General features: G+C 35.2%; 17 protein-coding genes, 1 pseudogene and 1 other annotated feature. Of the genes and pseudogenes, 4 read left to right on the forward strand and 14 right to left on the reverse strand.

Translation table 11 applies throughout. The annotated features are described in order from the left end of the window. Nucleotides 1-315 precede the first annotated feature (315 nt). The gene (locus AC0L8O_RS18040) at nt 316-471 is read left to right on the forward strand and encodes a hypothetical protein (RefSeq protein WP_026561063.1); all 156 of its coding nucleotides are present in this window, start codon (nt 316-318) and stop codon (nt 469-471) included. A 197-nt stretch (nt 472-668) separates the two neighbouring features. On the opposite strand, the gene pepF is transcribed toward AC0L8O_RS18040, so the two are convergent. From pepF to mecA, 5 genes and pseudogenes are all read right to left on the reverse strand, one after another. Further along, a complete protein-coding gene (pepF, locus tag AC0L8O_RS18045; protein ID WP_473449002.1) occupies nt 669-2,498 on the reverse strand; it encodes an oligoendopeptidase F in 1,830 nt (609 codons plus the stop codon). Between the two features lie 140 nt (nt 2,499-2,638). Continuing rightward, a complete protein-coding gene (locus AC0L8O_RS18050; protein ID WP_473444274.1) occupies nt 2,639-2,809 on the reverse strand; it encodes a hypothetical protein in 171 nt (56 codons plus the stop codon). A 71-nt stretch (nt 2,810-2,880) separates the two neighbouring features. Next, complete coding sequence (locus tag AC0L8O_RS18055) at nt 2,881-4,065, reverse strand: competence protein CoiA (protein WP_473444276.1); 1,185 nt, start codon at nt 4,063-4,065, stop codon at nt 2,881-2,883. A 117-nt stretch (nt 4,066-4,182) separates the two neighbouring features. Beyond that, nucleotides 4,183-5,693, reverse strand: a pseudogene (gene cls, locus AC0L8O_RS18060) (cardiolipin synthase). Nucleotides 5,694-6,104: 411 nt separating this feature from the next. Further along, nucleotides 6,105-6,776, reverse strand: coding sequence for an adaptor protein MecA (gene mecA / locus AC0L8O_RS18065; RefSeq protein WP_026561060.1), 672 nt, complete (start codon nt 6,774-6,776; stop codon nt 6,105-6,107). 336 nt (nt 6,777-7,112) lie between these two features. Between mecA and AC0L8O_RS18070 the strand changes: the two genes are divergently transcribed. Then, nucleotides 7,113-7,781: a TerC family protein gene (locus AC0L8O_RS18070; protein ID WP_251684331.1), complete on the forward strand. Its 669-nt coding sequence runs from the start codon at nt 7,113-7,115 to the stop codon at nt 7,779-7,781. A gap of 81 nt (nt 7,782-7,862) precedes the next feature. Here the strand turns inward: AC0L8O_RS18070 and spxA are convergent, their stop codons facing one another. The 7 genes from spxA to AC0L8O_RS18105 all read right to left on the reverse strand — a co-directional run bounded on the left by spxA (nt 7,863) and on the right by AC0L8O_RS18105 (nt 15,108). Further along, entirely contained in the window at nt 7,863-8,258 is a 396-nt protein-coding gene (gene spxA / locus AC0L8O_RS18075) for a transcriptional regulator SpxA (protein WP_078435194.1), read from the reverse strand. Between the two features lie 246 nt (nt 8,259-8,504). After that, nucleotides 8,505-9,083 carry a GNAT family N-acetyltransferase gene (locus tag AC0L8O_RS18080; protein WP_473444279.1) on the reverse strand — a complete coding sequence of 193 codons (579 nt, stop codon included), beginning with the start codon at nt 9,081-9,083 and terminating at the stop codon, nt 8,505-8,507. 235 nt (nt 9,084-9,318) lie between these two features. Further along, nucleotides 9,319-10,257, reverse strand: a complete 939-nt coding sequence (locus tag AC0L8O_RS18085) for an ABC transporter ATP-binding protein (protein ID WP_026561056.1) — start codon at nt 10,255-10,257, stop codon at nt 9,319-9,321. Between the two features lies 1 nt (nt 10,258). Further along, the gene (locus tag AC0L8O_RS18090) at nt 10,259-11,302 is read right to left on the reverse strand and encodes an ABC transporter ATP-binding protein (protein ID WP_473444281.1); all 1,044 of its coding nucleotides are present in this window, start codon (nt 11,300-11,302) and stop codon (nt 10,259-10,261) included. 21 nt (nt 11,303-11,323) lie between these two features. Beyond that, the gene (gene opp3C / locus AC0L8O_RS18095) at nt 11,324-12,346 is read right to left on the reverse strand and encodes an oligopeptide ABC transporter permease (protein ID WP_026561054.1); all 1,023 of its coding nucleotides are present in this window, start codon (nt 12,344-12,346) and stop codon (nt 11,324-11,326) included. Beyond that, entirely contained in the window at nt 12,346-13,275 is a 930-nt protein-coding gene (gene opp3b, locus AC0L8O_RS18100) for an oligopeptide ABC transporter permease (RefSeq protein WP_473444283.1), read from the reverse strand. Before opp3b ends, opp3C begins: the two co-directional genes overlap by 1 nt. 144 nt (nt 13,276-13,419) lie before the next feature. Further along, nucleotides 13,420-15,108 carry a peptide ABC transporter substrate-binding protein gene (locus AC0L8O_RS18105; RefSeq protein ID WP_473444285.1) on the reverse strand — a complete coding sequence of 563 codons (1,689 nt, stop codon included), beginning with the start codon at nt 15,106-15,108 and terminating at the stop codon, nt 13,420-13,422. A 403-nt stretch (nt 15,109-15,511) separates the two neighbouring features. Here AC0L8O_RS18105 and AC0L8O_RS18110 point away from each other — a divergent pair, with 403 nt between their 5' ends. Both AC0L8O_RS18110 and trpS read left to right on the forward strand, forming a co-directional pair. Beyond that, entirely contained in the window at nt 15,512-15,874 is a 363-nt protein-coding gene (locus AC0L8O_RS18110) for a DUF3899 domain-containing protein (protein WP_473444287.1), read from the forward strand. 83 nt (nt 15,875-15,957) lie between these two features. After that, nucleotides 15,958-16,162, forward strand: a binding site (T-box leader). Between the two features lie 61 nt (nt 16,163-16,223). After that, complete coding sequence (gene trpS, locus AC0L8O_RS18115) at nt 16,224-17,216, forward strand: tryptophan--tRNA ligase (RefSeq protein ID WP_473449004.1); 993 nt, start codon at nt 16,224-16,226, stop codon at nt 17,214-17,216. 213 nt (nt 17,217-17,429) lie between these two features. On the opposite strand, the gene AC0L8O_RS18120 is transcribed toward trpS, so the two are convergent. Beyond that, nucleotides 17,430-18,182, reverse strand: a complete 753-nt coding sequence (locus AC0L8O_RS18120; protein WP_026561050.1) for a YjbA family protein — start codon at nt 18,180-18,182, stop codon at nt 17,430-17,432. A 141-nt stretch (nt 18,183-18,323) separates the two neighbouring features. Beyond that, entirely contained in the window at nt 18,324-19,118 is a 795-nt protein-coding gene (locus AC0L8O_RS18125) for a DUF2268 domain-containing putative Zn-dependent protease (RefSeq protein WP_473444289.1), read from the reverse strand. Between the last annotated feature and the right edge of the window lie 10 nt (nt 19,119-19,128).

Genomic DNA, 19,128 nt, shown 5'->3' on the forward strand with positions numbered 1-19,128 from the left:
GACCCTATACAAAGTAAAGGGTCTCTTTTATATGTCTTAACGACAACAAAGGGGATGGGAGAAATTTTTCACGGTCAAACAAAGGGGTAAATGTTTGTTTGTGATTAATTTCACATCTATAATATATCAAAATGTGTCGACATTTGACAAGTAAGATAGTTCCTTTTCACAAAAAATTCACATTCAAATGAGGTTTACATGAATTTCTCGATGACTTAACCTGTCTCAATTTTCATGGATAATTGGTTCACTGGTAACATATAAAATACTAAGAATTATTTCTAAGGGGGATTACTCATGAAAGGTAGCTGGATCCTGCTTCTCACCTTAATAACAATCGTTTTAATCATTATTAACTTATTAGCATTTATGGACATTTTCCCGCTATATATTACCTCTCCTCTACTATTTATTGCAATTTTTACAACTCTTTATTTTATTAACCATCGAAAAACATTTAAAGGATTTTAAATAAAAAGGAATGTGCGTATGCATATTCCTTTTATAGTTACAGGTAAGAAAGTAAAAAATTTTGTATTTAGTGTGGGTGTCTAGCTCCCACGCCTAGCCCCTCGAGGTCATAAGTCAATTTGGAATTGAAGGCAAAGAACGCCTTCTATTCCAAATCGCCTTATTTGCCCTAGGCTGGTCAAGGCGCTTGCGCTTTTCTAATAACTATTCACTTTCCCTAATAACTCTTCCATTTCATTTAATTTTTCTTCAAACACTTTGCAAGCTTCTTCGATCGGTGCAGATGAAGTCATATCAACACCTGCTTTTTTAAGAACTTCAATTGGATAATCAGAGCTTCCTGCTTTTAAAAATTCTACATAACGGTCTACAGCAGGCTGACCTTCCTCTAGAATTTGGTTGCTCAATGCTGTTGCAGCACTATACCCTGTTGCATATTGATAAACATAGTAATTGTAATAGAAATGAGGAATTCTCGACCATTCCAATCCAATTTCTTCATCAACTACAATATCTTCACCAAAGTATTTTTTGTTTAAGTCATAATAGGTTTTTGTTAATAGTTCAGGTGTTAAGGGCTCTCCATCCTGTGCTTTTTGATGAATGATATGTTCAAATTCAGCAAACATGGTTTGACGGAAAACAGTTCCTCTAAATCCTTCAAGGAAATGATTTAGTAAATATAGCCGTTTCTTTTCGTCATCAATTGTATTTAACAGATAATGATTTAACAGTGCTTCATTACAAGTTGAAGCTACTTCTGCAACGAAAATTGAGTAGTTGCCATAAGGATATGGTTGAGACTTGCGTGTGTAATAGCTGTGTACAGAATGGCCGAACTCATGAGCAAGTGTAAATAAATTGTTAACATTATCTTGCCAGTTCATTAAAATGTATGGATTTGTTCCATATGTACCTGATGAATAGGCACCACTGCGTTTTCCCTTATTTTCATGAACATCAACCCAACGATTTTCAAAGCCTTCTTCAAGTATAGAGATGTAATCTTCTCCTAATGGCTCAAGACCTTTTAAGATATAGTCTTTTGCTTCGTCATAGGTTACTTCCATTTTCACATCTTTGATAAGCGGTGTATACAGATCATACATATGAACTTCATCAAGCTTCAGTACTTCTTTACGAAGCTTCACATACCGTTGAAGCAAATCCAAATGATCATGAATCGTATTCACTAAATTTTCGTAGACTTCCTCAGGAATATTGTCACTGCTTAGTGCTGCCTGCCTAGCTGAATCATAGTTTCTTACCTTTGCACTAAAATTGTCTTTTTTTACTGTCCCACTTAAAGTACTGGCAAAAGTGTTTTTGAATTCATCATATTTTCCATATACTGCTTTAAATGCTTCTTCACGTACTCTGCGATCTTCACTTTCTAAAAAGCGGATATATCTGCCATGTGTGATTTCTACCTCTTCCCCGTTTTCATCTTTAATTGTCGGGAAAGTTAAGTCAGCATTGTTTAGCATACCAAATGTATTGCTTGAAGAATCCAAAACCTCTGAAGCTTCAGCCAATAGTTCTTCCTTTTCAGCTGAAAGAACATGTGGACGCTGGCGATTAATTTCGTCTAAAGCATGCTCATATAGTTTCAATTCTTCTTTTTCTCCTAAAAATTGCTTAATTTTCACTTCATCAATTGATAGAATTTCCGGTACAATATATGAGCTAATACTTGAAGCCTGTGTGTATAAGTTTCTGGCACGATCATTTAATGCCTGGTATTTTGAGTTTGTTGTGTCCTGATCATACCTCATATGTGCATATGTATACAGTTTTCCTAACCGCTCCATTACTTCGTCTTGATAGGAAAGAGCTTCATGAAGTGATGCTGCACTGTCCCCTAGCTTTCCTTTAAACTCGGTTAATTTAGGTAGTGCTTGTTGGACTTCATTATATTCTTTCTCCCAGGCATCATCTGTAGAAAAAATATCCTCTAATCTCCATGTATCATCTACTTTGATGTCACTTCTAGATGGTAACTTTTTTACTGCTGCTTGTTCCGACATATCATTTCCCCCTTTAACGTTAACAGCTAATGCGGAGCTTGGGCTCATTGAACCCATAAGTGTAAAAGCTGTTAGAAGAGATAACAGTTTGCTTATGTTCATATCCAACCCTCCCGAAGATCATTCTCCGCATGAGCCAATTAAAATTCATTCCTTATATAATCGAAAGGATTTTCTGTTGGATATGACTCCTTACTATCTCTATCTTCACCCCGCATTGCTTCTTTTGTCAAATAGTAAGTAGCTGCCCCAACACCTAACATCGAAGCCACCATTAAAACAGGATTATTTTTTCTCTTCATATTAAACATATGTTCACCTCTTTATGTTAATATCTCCCTTTTAATTTGTTCAAAAAATAATTTACTATTCACTGTCGTATTTATATTGATCCTATTATTTTCACATCTTCCTTGAGCAGCTCTTCCATTTGGTTTGTCCACCTTATTTCTTTTATCTTCTTCAATCGATCCTTTCCTTCGAAAACCACAACTGCCAAGTCTGCAAGCTTCATGAGATATGTATCAATTGCTGAAATAAAGGACACTTGCTTTATTAAAGAACGAGATGTAATGGAGCCATCATTCATTCTCATTGAGATGGCATGATAAACATCATGTGTACGAAATGAACCATATAACGAGATTGCATGAATAAACAAGAGGATCCATCCCTGCCAAACATAGACAGGAGATTCAAAAATATAATTATTGGCCAAAGGAAGAAATGCATAGGAAGGTAAATATGAAAGTGGCAGATGAACGGTTTGATATAGATATTGTTGGAGTTTTGACGATTGTTTAGATTGAAAACCCGGGGCTTTAAGACGAAAACTTCTAACCTTACGAATCCACTCCTTCTGCAAATTCTCTTTTTTATAAGGATGAAGTTTCATGACATCATGAACAGAGCTTGAGGGTAAAGGGTAATGTTTATGTTCAGAAATAACTGTTTGGGAGGAAAATGGAAGAAGATGATATAACACAATCATTGCCCTTGATTTAGGGCAATACGAAAATAGATATGGCGCTGAGTTTTCTTTTTTCAAGATAAAATTCCATTGGAAAGGAGATAGACGATAGGACTGTGATGCTACTCTTGTTAGGGTTTTGGCACCTAAGATCCATAGATAGGAGATTCCTTCCTGGTGATATAGTTGTGATCTTTTTCTCAAAATTCTCGCATCAATTGTTGAGCATTGATATTCAATCGCAATTTTATTTCGATTATATTCAATGAATAAATCCGGGCGCTGCCTTGTTTCTTGTAGATAAGGTTCGAGTTGTACAGATTCGACCCCTTTCTGACTAGTAAACCAATGATACAAATCATGTTTTCCCCTCATATGATAGTCACTTTCATGACTTCCTTTGACGGTGGGGCATTCCCCATATTTTTTGTGTGCAAAATGTGCAGCGATAATAGAGCCAATTTTCAAATCTACTTCTTGCTTACATGTTGGACAGTTGAAGATCCTTTCTTCCCTGAGCCTCATTAATTTTTGTCTTGACCACTTTTTTTCTGCAACATTAACCATCAATCCTTCTTGATCAATCGCGACAAACACCTGCTTCCCCTCCCTTTTCTATCCATTATCCATATGAAGGGGAATTTGACAAATTACGAAAAGTTAATTTTCGAAAAGAAAAACAACCAATTTCCACTGGTTGTTTGAACTTTTGTGTTAAAGCAATGGAGACATAAGCCTTGCCCCCGATTCAAAAAGTTTTACCGGAAGTGATCGCTTCGAAAACTGTTCTAAATTAATCTCTCTGGAATGATTAATATCATTTATATATGCGTCTACTAGCTTTTGTGTACTACCCGTCCGGTATAGAAAGGCATTCACTTCAAAATTCAAATGAAAGCTTCTCATGTCCATGTTGGCTGTCCCAATGGAAGCTAGTTCATAATCAACAATAATAATTTTACTATGTAAAAATCCTTTCTCATATTCATATACTTTGACTCCTGCCTCTAATAGTTCAGGAAAGTATGATCTTGATGCATAATAAACAATTTTTTTATCCGGTCGCTTTGGTACGAGAAGTCTAACGTCAATTCCACTTAATGCGGCAACCTTTAGTGCCGAGAGAATATCTTCATCAGGTACAAAATAAGGAGAAGCAATCCATATCGACTCTTTTGCAGAAATAATCATTGAAAAAAATAAGTTCTTAATAACATCCCATTTATTATCTGGACCACTTGCAATTAACTGCACTCCTCCCGTTTCCTCTAATAACTCTGTATTTGGTGCTAAATACAAATGAGGCAACAATTTTTTATCTGTCATGTAGTACCAGTCTTGTAAAAAAATCATTTGTAATGTTCGAACTGCTTCACCCTTAATCAGTAGATGGGTGTCTCGCCAGTAACCAAAATAGGAATCTTTCCCCAGATATTCATCCCCTACATTCAAGCCCCCAACAAAGCCAACTTCTCCATCAATCACGACGATTTTTCTATGATTTCGAAAATTTATTTTATTGTTAAAGAAGGGAATTTTGACCGGTAAAAACGGAACCATTTCTATACCCGATTTACTTAGTTCTTTTATATATTCTTTAGATAATTTCCAGCACCCAACAGCATCATATAGAAACCTGATCTCCACGCCTTCATTTGCTTTTTCAATCAGAAGGTTCTTTAACCCTTGTCCAACCTCATCATCTCTCACAATGTAATATTCAAGATGAATATGATGCTTTGCTTTCTTAATTTCCTGAAAGATATGTTCAAATGTCTCGATTCCATCTGTTAACACTTTTGTCTTGGTACTAAATGAAATAGGACTATGTCCCAAACGGTGAGCTAACTTAAACAATAATTGCTGATGATTCCCCATATGCTCAATTTTTTCTTGATATGACCTTTGATTTCCCTCTATTTCTAAAAATGCTTTTTCATCTAAAAGAGCTTTTTTTCAAACAATCGCCTCTTTTTAATATTTCTTCCAAAGAATAAATAAAAAAAGAAACCTACTAGAGGAAATCCCCCCAATACAACGAGCCATGTGATTGTATGAGATGGATGTCGATTTTCCAAGAAAATGACAATGCAAATAAATATGATGGATAGTGTAAAAAGGACACTGACAGATCCAACAACCCAATCTCCCCAGAAGCTTTTGGTAATTAGGATAATGGAAGCAATAAGTGTGATAAATAGTAGTAATCGGAATGTAAATTTCATCGATTTTCACCTGTCTTATTTTTATTCTTACTTCCCTTCTTTTAATAAAACAAAACCTTTCCGGCTGTTTTTTAAAGTTTGCTCCTTTATAGTTCTCACTATTTTATTACTTTAGAATCCTTTTTAACCCTTAATTAGGAAAATAAAGTGAGACTTCCATCAGTGGGGGTTTTATTCATACCCACTGGTTAGCGAAACTTATCAGGCTCATAACGCCACATTCTTATGTCTAGCCTGACTTGGACGTCCTTTCCTTCGTCGGACCTTTACGGGCAGTTAGTTAACTCTCTCTTATCTTCTTTGCTTCTCTCAAATCTTGAAATGGAAATTTTACTGCAAGTTAAGGTGGGATAAAAAACACAGAAAAAACCGATTCATGAATAATCGGTTTTTTCTGCTACTTATGATTTATTAGGAAAAGTGCTTTCTGATAACAGTAAGTGCATGATCTTTTGCAATAATAGAACCATATTCCTCAAGTCGGTGAATGGTCACCCGAGATTCTTGTCCATATTCAAGAAGAATACTTAATGTGTTCTCGATTTCATCATCACTGACCTCGTCATCAAACTCTATAAATAAATAATACTGTTGGTCGAGCGTGTATAAATGATTCGTCATCCCATTCAGTTGCGAATATTTAGACAAGGAAATAATATGTTCAAGATCATTAAATTTTAATACAAACTGAAGCTGTTGTTCCATATCTTCCATGTGATCATCTTGTGAATCACTTGATTTATTAAAATGTTGATCCAATAAGGATTCAATATTTTCATCTACTGGCAGTTCTTTAAGCTTCTCATCAGAAATCGGAAGTTCAAGCTTTTGTCCGTCTTTTGATAATTGGGCCTTTGTCACAATAACTTCTAAACCTTTATCAAGCGCCTGAACTTGAATCCAAAGAGGACCTTCAACCATAAATTCTTCTTCCTCATGGACTTCATCCATCATTTCCCAAAAAAGCTCTTCACTTCGATCACGATTATACCATATTTCATCACGATCAAATCCACGCTCTTCTATATCTAAATACGAAATATAAAACTTTACGGTATTCTCGTTAATACGTTCAATTTCCATTACTCAACCTTCCCTTCTATATAAGATGTTGAAGGGACAACCCCCCTCAGGGTAGTTGTACTTTACTACACTTTACCCAAAATTTCAACTATTTAACCCGGGTAAAGGGAAGTGTCAACATTCTCCTAAAAGAATGATTCACACTAATGTTCAAAACCTTCAATATTGAAAGAATCTTGTACTCCTATTTTATGATAAAAAGTGCTTAAAGGAAATAAAAAAACTCTGAATTTACAAAAACAGTTATTTACCTATATGAATCTTAAAAGCATATCTTAAAAATACAATCATATAATTTGTACGAGCAGTCAAAAAGCTGAAAAGAGGGTTTATTCGATGGAACACGATTTCTTGTTATCACTTCTTATGATCATAGGAATTGATTTAGTCCTTGGTGCAGACAACGCTGTTGTTATCGCTATGGCATGCCGTAACTTACCCGTTGTTCAGCGTAACAAAGCGATTGTATTAGGAACAATGCTTGCAATTGTCATTCGGATCCTCATTACATTAGTTGCCGTGTATTTACTAAAAATACCTTTCCTTCAGCTTATTGGTGGTGTTTTTCTCCTCTATATTGCGTACCAACTTATTGTCGGAAAAGAGGAAGACACGACAAAGATAAGAAGTCATCAATCTTTATGGAAAGCTATTAAGACAATAGTTGTTGCCGATTTATTAATGGGATTTGATAATGTTCTTGCGGTAGCTGGAGCAGCGCAGGGGCATATGGTATTAGTAGCACTAGGACTATTTATTTCCATTCCTATTATCATTTGGGGAAGTAAGATCATCCTTGTCTTACTGACAAAGTATCCATTTTTGATCTATATTGGCGGTGGCTTACTTGCGCTTACATCAGGAAAAATGATTATTGAAGAGCCTAATTTGCAAAATCTGTTTATCTCTTACCCTATGATTGAGCAGAGCATCCCCTATTTAACCGTGTCTTTTATTTTGTTAGCAGGCCTTATTTATCAACAAATTTCTTTAAGAAAAGAATAAACAATCCCAAATTAAACAAAGAGGTATTTCTACAGTATTCAAGAATTTGAACAGAATGTAGAAATAACCTCTTTTTCATATTTAATTAACTAAACGTTGTGCTTCTTGTAATTGATAAGTTCGAACACGGCGAGGAAGGAAACGTCTGATTTCATCCTCATTATAGCCTACCTGCAGTCTTTTTTCGTCAATGATAATAGGACGACGAAGAAGTCCAGGGTTTTCTTGAATCAAAGTATACAGATCTTGCAATGGCATTGTTTCTAAGTTAATATTTAACTTTTGGAAAATCTTAGAACGTGTTGAGATAATTTCATCTGTTCCGTCTTCAGTCATTCGCAGGATTTCTTTAATCTCCTGAATGGATAAAGGTTCGGAAAAAATATTTCTTTCAACGTACGCAATTTCATGTTCCTCTAACCATGCTTTTGCTTTACGACATGAAGTACAACTTGGTGATGTATACAATGTAACCATTGACTTTCACTCCTCTAAATATAGAATGAGTAACATTTATATCTTTCTAAAATTAAAATTAATTTAATTAAGAATCAATAAATTGATTATACTATAAAAAAGTAAGTATGCATATAGCTATTATGTTAAAAGTATGACAAAACGATTACAATCTTGAAAAGTCTAGATAGTGTATGTAAACAGTGACTTATTTTGGCCTTTTAAAAAAGCCTGCTGTTCCAAAAAAGTCACTGTCTGCATTCTCAATTAAGTCAGCTCATCGAAAATATTTTGATTGTTCTTCTTATCATTCATTGACAGTACTTCATGAACAGGTTGATAGGATTCCCCGTAAAGTTCTTTGTCTTTGAATGTATGAATAAGGGTATATGTTTGTTGCATGGCTTCAAAAATCTTTTCTTCAGATTCATCATTTGGTGTCCAATATAAGATCTCAAGCTTATTTATTTCATTTGTTGCAAGTGAGCGCCTTTCATAACCAATTGATTCAGCATGCTTAAAGCCTTGTTTTTGGTAAAATTTCAAGCGCTTTTCGGAATCAGAATCTTCATAATTAATGGGCTCAACCTCAAGAATGATTGGTTTCTTTTTATCTTTGAGCTTATTTATTAATTTACTTCCTAAGCCTTCTCCCCGAGCATCTTTTGATACAAAGAGATAATCAATAAAAAGAAAATCAGGAAGTTCAGCGTACATTAGGACATGATTTTTCCCTTCATCCTTATGATAGATATCTTTCCTCTCTTGAAGCAATGTTTCCATATGTTTTTTTGATTTCATTTCTTCAATGGGAAAATACTGATTTAATTTCTCATACCAGTTCATTCATCTACTCCTATCACATTTAATAAATTCTCCCATGCTTATGTATACCCTTTTTATGAATTATTAAACATTCTATGTTAATAAAAAGGCTATTTCTTACATACTACTTATGGTAAAAAAACAATCTTTTCGAAAGTCAAACAAGAACAGATGTTCTTACCTGATTATAACATAATTTCTTCATATGTCCACGTAAAAAAGAGACTACCCGTGGGTAATCTCTTTCACAAATTCATTAAGCATGTTCTTTTTTATATTTTTCAAATTCCGCTTGTGAACACATGACAAAGTGTCCTGGTTTTACTTCTCTGAATTCAACTTCATCACCTGGTTGATAATTATGTTGACTAGGAGAATACGTTTTTCTAACTCGAGTGCGCTCATAATCCGGATCAGGAAGTGGAATTGCTGATAGTAAAGATTGTGTGTAAGGGTGAATTGGATTGTTGTAGAGTTCTTCTGCACTAGCCAGTTCCACAAGCTTTCCAAAGTACATAACACCTATACGATCACTTATATATTTCACCATTGATAAATCATGGGCAATAAATAAATATGTTAAGCCTTTTTCTTTTTGAAGCTTTTTCATTAAATTAACAACCTGAGCTTGAATCGATACATCAAGTGCAGAAATTGGTTCATCTGCAATAATGAATTCAGGCTCTACAGCAAGTGCACGAGCGATTCCGATACGTTGACGCTGCCCGCCACTAAATTCATGAGGGTAACGGTTTGCGTGCTCTTTATTTAAACCAACTGTTTCAAGTAATTCAATGACTCTGTCCATTCGTTCTTTTTTCGTTTTTGCAAGACCGTGAATGTCAATACCTTCAGCAATAATATCTGAAACCTTCATTCTTGGGTTTAAAGACGCTTGGGGATCCTGAAAGATCATTTGCATTTTTCGGTTAAATTCTTTTAACTGTGAACGGGACTTTTTCCCATGTACATTTACTCCATTGAATAGAACCTCACCGTCAGTAGCATCATATAATCTGATAATTGTTCGGCCGGTTGTAGATTTACCACACCCGGACTCTCCAACTAATCCTAATGTTTCCCCTTTAAAAATATCAAACGAAACATTATCTACTGCTTTTACTTCATTAGGCTTACCAATGTTAAAGTATTGTTTTAAATTTTTAATTTCTAATAACTTTTCTGTTGTTTCCATTTTAGTTCCCCCCTTTTCCATTAGGGAATTGACGCTGACGTCGTTTTACTGCGAGTGGCGGTTCAACCTTCGGCGCATCCGGATGGAGTAACCATGTTGCAGCATAATGTGTATCAGACACTTTAAACATAGGAGGCTGCTCCTCCAGATCAATTTGCATTGCATATTCATTACGAGGTGCAAATGCATCACCCTTAGGCGGGTGTAATAAATCAGGCGGAGTACCTGGAATTGCGTATAATTCCTCTTCTTCAGTATCAAGGCTTGGCATTGAACTTATTAATCCCCATGTATATGGATGCTGAGGATTATAGAAAACTTCATCAACAGTTCCAGTTTCAACAATTTTCCCACCATACATCACGGCAACACGATCAGCAACATTTGCCACAACACCTAAATCATGGGTGATAAAAATAATGGATGTATTAATTTTCTTCTGTAATTCCTTCATTAATTCAAGAATTTGAGCTTGAATTGTCACATCTAACGCAGTAGTCGGTTCATCAGCAATCAGAACCTTCGGGTTACACGCAAGAGCAATCGCGATTACGACCCTTTGCCTCATTCCACCGGAAAATTGATGTGGATATTGATTAAAACGATCTTCAGGTTTAGGAATACCCACAAGCTTTAATATATCAATTGCACGTTCCTTCGCAGCTGATTTACTTAGTTTTTGATGTTTAATAATTGGTTCCATAATCTGCTTTCCAATTTTCATTGTTGGATTCAACGAAGTCATTGGATCTTGGAAAATCATCGAGATATCTTTCCCACGAATTTTTTGCATATTTTTATTTGATTCTTTTGCTAGATCTTTACCTTCAAAAAGAATCTCACCTTGTTTAATGTCTGAATTTGCTTCGGGAAGCAAACGCATAATCGCTTTTGTCGTAACTGATTTTCCAGAACCGGATTCACCTACGATTGCTAAAGTCTCCCCTTTAAACAAATCAAAATTAACTCCACGAATTGCCTGCACTTCTCCAGCAAACGTATGGAATGAAATGTGCAAGTCTTTCACTTCTAAGATTTTATCCATTTTCGGGTTCACCTACCTTTTCTAGTCACGCATTTTCGGATCTAAAGCATCGCGCAGTCCATCTGCAATCATATTAAAGCAGATCATGATTAAACTGATAATAATGGCCGGTATGATCATTTGATAAGGGTATAGCTGAAGTACTTTAAACCCGTCATCAATCAGTGTACCTAAAGAAGCCAACGGCGGCTGTAATCCCAGTCCAATGAAGCTTAAAAAGGCTTCGAAGAAAATGGCACTTGGAATGGTAAACATTGTGTTGATGATAATTACACCAGCTAAGTTTGGTAAAAGATGCTTCCAAATAATCTTTCCATTTGACAAACCTAATGTTCTGGCTGCTAACACATATTCCTGTTGTTTTAATTTCATGACCTGGGCACGGACAACCCTCGCCATTCCAACCCAACCTGTAATGGTTAAGGCGATTGTAATCGATAAAATACCTGGATCCAACACAATAATCATGAGGATAACAACAACAAGGTTTGGAATTCCTACTAATATTTCTGTAATCCGCTGCATAACATTATCAGTGCGGCCGCCGACAAATCCGGAAATGGCACCGTATAAAACACCAATAACCATATCAATAACAGCAGCTAATACTGCAATATATAATGATACTTGTGTACCCTTCCATACACGCGTAAATAAATCACGACCAAGACTGTCTGTCCCTAACCAGTAATATTCATCCACCTTTTTTTGTTCATAGGCATTATAAACATCGCCATTTTTTCTAGTTAAGTCCCCATCAAATGGTAACCAGCTAATATTTTCAAGCCCCTGAATTCTTGGAGGTAAGTTCGAATGTTTAAGATTTTGATCATCATAACCATGACCATTTATATGTGGTCCGACAATAGCCATGATTGTTAATAGTGCTAGAACAATTAAGCTGACAATTGCTCCTTTGTTTTTTCTAACTCGCAACCATGCATCCTGCCAATAATTAAGACTTGGCTTGGAAATTTCTTCACTTTTCGCTGAATCGATATGAGCGGGTTTAAACAAATCTTTTGAAATTTTCTCATGTGCCATTATTTTTTACCTCCCGCTAAACGAATCCGCGGATCAATGATTCCATACAGTAGATCTACAATTAAGATAACGACAACAAACAGAACCGCAAATAGGATTGTTGTACCCATAATTACCGGGTAGTCGTTGACTGTAATTGACTTCACGAATTGCTCACCTAGTCCCGGAATACCAAATATTTTTTCAATAACAAGAGAACCGGTCATTAAACTAACAACCAACGGTCCTAAAACAGTTACTACTGGAATTAACGCATTTCTTAGGGCATGTTTAAATGCAATTTCAAACCAGCTTGCACCCTTAGCTTTAGCAAGTGTAATGTAATCTGATTCTAAAACCTCGACCATTTCGGTTCTAACAAACCTTGCTGCTGTTGCAATCGGGAACATAGCTAATGCAATTGTAGGCAATACGGTGTATTCCGGGCCTTTCCAAAATGCAACCGGAAACCAGCCTAATTTTACGGCAATATAATATTGCAATAGTCCCGCAAAAACAAATGAAGGGATTGATTTACCAAGTACCGCTAAAAATGTTGCACTATAATCAACCCAAGTATTTTGTCGTAATGCTGAAATAACTCCTAAGATAATACCAAAAAATGTTCCAAAAAGAATGGCCTGAAATCCGAGTGTTGCTGATGGCCCAATGCTATCCATAAGTATTTCAGTGACACCTACATTATTGAATTGAAAGGAAACACCTAAATCACCTTTAAGCATATTCACCATATAGTTCATATATTGAACCGGTACGGGTTCATCTAAACCATATTTATCTTTCATAATCGTTAGTTGTGTCTCTGACAATTTACTAGCATTTGTAAAAGGTGTACCTGGAATAATTTTCATGAGGAAAAAAGTAAACGTGGCAATTAAAAAAAGTGTAATGACCATATAAATAACACGTTGAGTTAAGTATTTCGCCATATGAGTGCACCTCCTAAATAAATTAAATATTCTACAAAGTTCGACAATTTCCCAACAAGGGAAAAGAGAGTATATCGGCATTCAATATACTCTCTCCTTACATCAATTATCACTATAATCAAAAAGTACTAATAAAATCAATACTTATTTTACTGATGCCCATTTGTAACTATATTCTGGTCCAACTAAGTGGTAAGTAAATCCTTCAACATTCTCATTTACTAACACATTAGAAGAACGTTGATACATAGGAGCAATTGCAGCATCTTCTTCAAGTAAGATTCTTTCAGCCTCAGCAAGTGCCTCATAACGCTCTACTGGTTTTTGAGCTAAAGTCGTTTGAGCATCTTTAATTAACTGATCATATTTTTCATTAGAGTAATCCATTTTGTTATTTCCTCCGCCTGTTAACCATAGGTCAGAGAAAGTCATTGGGTCTAAGTAGTCAGGACCCCAACCAGCCATTTGAATATCATAATCCTGAGAATTTTCACGATCTAAACGAACGCTGAATGGAACACTTTCCACTTTAAGTGTAAGGCCAGGAAGATTTGTTTCTAATTGATTCTTAACATATTCAGCAACTTTCTTTGCACTTTCAGTATCATCACCTAAGTATCTAACTTCTACTTTATCAGTACCAAGAGCAGCTAAACCTTTTTCCCATGATGCTTTTGCTGCATCTACATCATATGGTAATAATTCATTCCCGTTAATTTCACGGAAGTCTTTACCAGTTTCTTCATTTTTAACAAACTCACTTGGAACAGCATAGTTTGCAATGATTGAACCATTGTTTAATACACTGTTAACGAAGTCTTCTTTGTTAATTGCTTGTGCAAGTGCTTTACGAATATCTGGATTTTTTAGAGCTTCATTTTCTTTTTGGTTAAATTTCAACCAGAAGATTGTTGGTTCTAACCATTTTACCATTCTTTCATCGCCTTCATATTGAGGAACGATGTCAGAAGAAAGTTTACCAGTAACATCTGCTTCACCAGTTTCAAAAGCGTTTGCAGATGCTTGAGAATCTTTTAATACATTCCATTGAACTGTTTCTAACTTAACTGTTTCTGCATCCCAATAATCTTCATTTTTTGTGTAAGTCCATTCAGATGCTGTGCTTCCACCCCAGTCAGATAAAACGAATGGTCCGTTATAAACAAGGTTTTCCGCAGTTTTCGCGTAATTGTCACCTTGTTCTTCAACAAATTTTTGATTTTGTGGATAGAACGTTGGGAACGCCATTAAAGATTGGAAATATGGAATTGGTCTTTCTAATGTTACTTCAAGTGTTTTTTCATCGAGTGCTTTAACACCTAGAGTGTTAAGATCGTATTCTTTTTTCTCTGCACCAGCTGCAGAAATTTCAGCTGCACCTTTGATTTTACCATCCATCATATATGGACCATAAGGTGATGCGTTTGCAGGATCAATTGCACGTTGCCATGCATACACGAAATCATTCGCTGTAACAGGGTCGCCATTTGACCATTTTGCATCTCTTAATTTAAATGTATAAACTGTACCATCTTCACTAACTTCCGGTTCACCTTCTGCCATACCTTCAACAACTTCCTGGTTTGGATCTAGACGGTATAAACCTTCCATTACGTTATTCATTGTAGTGAAACTAACTGTATCTTGAGCCATTACACTATCCATTGATGGAATTGCCTGTGACTCTAGAGCAGTAATTTTTTGCTCTGCTGTACCTTCATCTCCGCCTGTATCTTTCTCTTTACTAGTATCTCCGCCACCATTACATGCAGCTAAGAACATACTTAGTACAAGCGATAATGCTAAAAGTAGAAAATATTTCGACTTTTTCACAAATTTGACCTCCCTTTATTTTGAACAAGTTTCTTTACACGGATTATTATACAAGTATTCAGTAAATTGTGCATTTATTTTTTTAATAAAATTTACACAAATGCAATAATATTAATGAAATTCGAATAAAAAATAGGTAAAAAGACCTATCTATTTCTATTTGAACTTTTTTTATTTTTCACTCAATTTCTTCACAACGCTTTAACGCGTTGAATTGGAAAGGGTTACAAAATCTTACAAACTTTTTTTGTAGAAAATGTAGAAATTTGACGAATGCATTTATATAATTTATACATTTGCATCTAATAAATATTTCTACAATAACTTCACTTGTTTTTTCCCTCCTCCATTCATCTGATATAATAGATGCAATAGTATTTAAACAAGAAAAGAGTGAAAGAAATTGCGCACTAATCGATCTGTTACACTCATTATTGTGTCATTATGTTTAACAATCTTACTGTCTTTTATTATTTACCAAAAATTAACTATTTTATCATTTGTAAATATTTCTTTCTTTTTCGCTTTGGGACTCTTATTTATTTCTTTCTTTACAATCACAGTAAAAGGGGGTTTCTTTGACGGCATCACATATGGCTTTAGAAGAATGTTTGTTTCTAAGGGGAAGGAGCTTTCAAAACAAGAAGTGAATGAAATGACACCAGTTTCTGAGCTGTTAACATTTGATCATTCACCTTTTTTAACTAGCGGATTAGTTATGACGGGCATTGTAGTAATCGGGACAGTTCTTTATTATTGCATTTAAAACATATAAAATTTGCAAATGCATACATGATTTCATATAATTAGAAAAACATAACTTACCACCAATGATGGTTGAAGTATTAATAGTCGGCTATGATGAAGAGTAGTACATATATGGTGCATTTTTAGAGAGCCTGTGGTTGGTGCAAACAGGTAATGACCGATATGGAATGGACTTCTGAGCTTCTGTGCAGAAATTTAGTACGTGCAGACGTAATCTTGCGTTAAAGATTAGAGTGATTTCTTTTAAGAAATAATTAGGGTGGCACCGCGGTCCATCGTCCCTATCTTTGGGGCGAGTGGGCCTTTTTTGTGTTTATTTTATACATTTCACTTATATTCAGGAGGGTATTATGAAAACAATTTTTTCAGGAATACAACCAAGTGGTTCCGTTACATTAGGAAATTATATTGGTGCATTAAAACAATTTGTTGATTTACAAGATGAGTACAATTGTTATTTCTGTATCGTTGATCAACATGCAATTACCGTTCCTCAGGACCGATTAGCGTTAAGGAAAAACATTAGAAGTCTTGCAGCACTCTATCTTGCTGTTGGTTTAGACCCTGACAAAGTCACATTATTTATTCAATCCGAGGTTCCAGCCCATGCACAAGCAGGATGGATGTTGCAATGTGTTTCTTATATCGGAGAATTAGAAAGAATGACTCAATTCAAAGATAAATCACATGGAAAAGAAGCTGTTTCTGCCGGATTACTCACATATCCACCACTAATGGCAGCAGATATCCTTCTTTATAACACTGACCTTGTACCAGTAGGCGAAGATCAAAAACAACATCTAGAGTTAACCAGAGATCTGGCAGAACGGTTTAATAAAAAATATAACGATGTTCTTACTATCCCTGAGGTGCGTATTCCAAAAGTTGGCGCTCGCATTATGTCACTTGTGGACCCAACAAAAAAAATGAGTAAATCAGACGCGAATCAAAAAGCATTTATCACACTTTTAGATGATCCTAAACAAATTGAGAAAAAAATTAAAAGTGCTGTCACAGATTCGGAAGGAATTGTAAAGTACGACAAAGAAAACAAACCTGGTATTTCAAACCTTTTATCGATTTATTCTATTTTAACAAATGAACCGATTGAACAAATTGAAGCAAAATATGAAGGAAAAGGATACGGGGATTTCAAAACAGATGTAGCTGAGGTTGTTGTAAATGCATTAAAACCAATTCAAGATAAGTATTACCAGCTGATGGAGTCAGATGAATTGGATCAAATCCTTGATAAAGGTGCAGAAAAGGCGAATGCAGTTGCAAGCCGCACATTAAAGAAAATGGAAAATGCCATGGGACTAGGTCGTAAACGTAAGTAAAAGTTACTTTCAAACTCAATTTTGCAAGTTTATATATAATTTTGCAAGTTTATATATAATTTTGCAAAATTGGCCGCTTTATTGCAAATTCACGCTTATTTTTGCAGTATCCTATTTATTCTTGCAAATTTCATGTTTTTTTTGCAAGTCCTGCAAAACCTAAAAAACGATGTGAGCCAATCACATCGTTTTTTACTATTTAGCTTGTCCAAATCAATTAACCTTTGATTCATGCTCCATATCCCAAAGCTTTTCAAAAAAGGGTTGTCCTTTTATTAGTCGTTCACATAGCTGAATATGCTTTGGAGACCAACCGTTTAATGTTTCTTCATAGAGCTGATTCCATACTTCATCAAATTCTCTTTGCTGAATATCCTCATATTTTGTAGGGTTCCATTCAGTATACCAGTACTTAACTTCAGCAGCATTTTTCGTTGCCAGCAGCTGATCAAGCGCCATAAATAACAATTGCTTTAATTGGCGTTCTTTTCTTGTCAAGCCTCTCATATATTGTGGTGCTAAAGACAAAATATGATATTCCTTGTTTGATTCTTCTTTTATAATTTCTGTTGAATATGATTCAGGCTCAATATCCTTCACCATTTCAAATACCAATTGTTCTTGTCTTGGGATAATTCTGCTTTTTCGAATTGGAATGGTATAGCCAATTGTATCAACTGCTAAAATTCCTATTCCATCTGTCACAACAAAACAATAATCAAGTTGGATTCGCTCATGATTTTTACGAATATAAGCCTTTTGAAAAATATCTTTTAATAGACCAGGTGGTAACTCCGATAAGTTGTTTTCTATGTAGTCGAATAGCATGGAATTTACCTTTAATAGAGGAACCTGATCAAGGAGTTCAACACTGTCATCTTTTCTCCATTCATGAAAATGACAGACATTGTATCCATTCTCTTCACCTTCAAACCAATTTACCCAAACATCATGAAGAAATAACATATAAAAACCCCTCACTTCAGTACCATTTGTCAAACAGTATAGGCAAATTTCAGAGAATTTATTCCAATCAATGAAGATTATGCATAGTTTTTTCAGATGTTTGAACATGTCCTAACACATTGTATGAAATTAGGCTTCTTTTTATGATGATTTCTTTACATCCGAATACTTTTCCAGTATTTTTTCAGACGGCATACCTAACATCTGCTTTGTCTTCAGTCCTGTTTTATCCATCAATGTTTTTACAATATGATATCCTACAGAATACCCCAGCATATTTGGATAAAAACCAGTTCCGTACATGAGCTGGGAAAATTTCGGACTTTCCCTTGTCATCTCTTTATGCGGTAGAATCATTCGCTCATAAAATCTTTCACATTGGTCTGAATCATATAATTTCGTCCAATTCGACACAGCCTGTTCGCCAGCCAGTTCCCTAACCGCATTTTCTGCTAAACCTTCCATTATAACTGTATCTATTATCGTAAACGTATCTTCAGCTTTTGTGACAGAAGCCAGCCGGCAAACATGGTGATACTCGTGTAAAAATAAAGACTCAATATCGTCTTTATGTACGTCTTTTGAAAGAAATAAGAATAATTTGTTATGAAAAGCTAACCCAGATCTCCCCCGGTATTCTCTCTCTATTTTCCGATTGGCTTGATCTATTGGTAACATAAAGATCGGTACATCCGGTCCGTTCCACTCAAGCTTATATCTGTTTTCTAACTTTTTAATATAAAAGCCCATTTGCTTATCTGTCATTTGTTCAATCCATTGCTCAATGTTTGCAGGGTGCTTATACATCCCAAATGAATGTAGATAGGAAGCAATTTCTCTTTTATTCATATTGTTAAAATATGGAACTAATTTTTCGCAAATTTTCAGTTGCTGTGGTGTATTCTTTAGCCAATCAATCGTATTAATGAAACTCATGATGAACATC

The organism is Metabacillus sp. KJ11-3 (assembly GCF_055808295.1).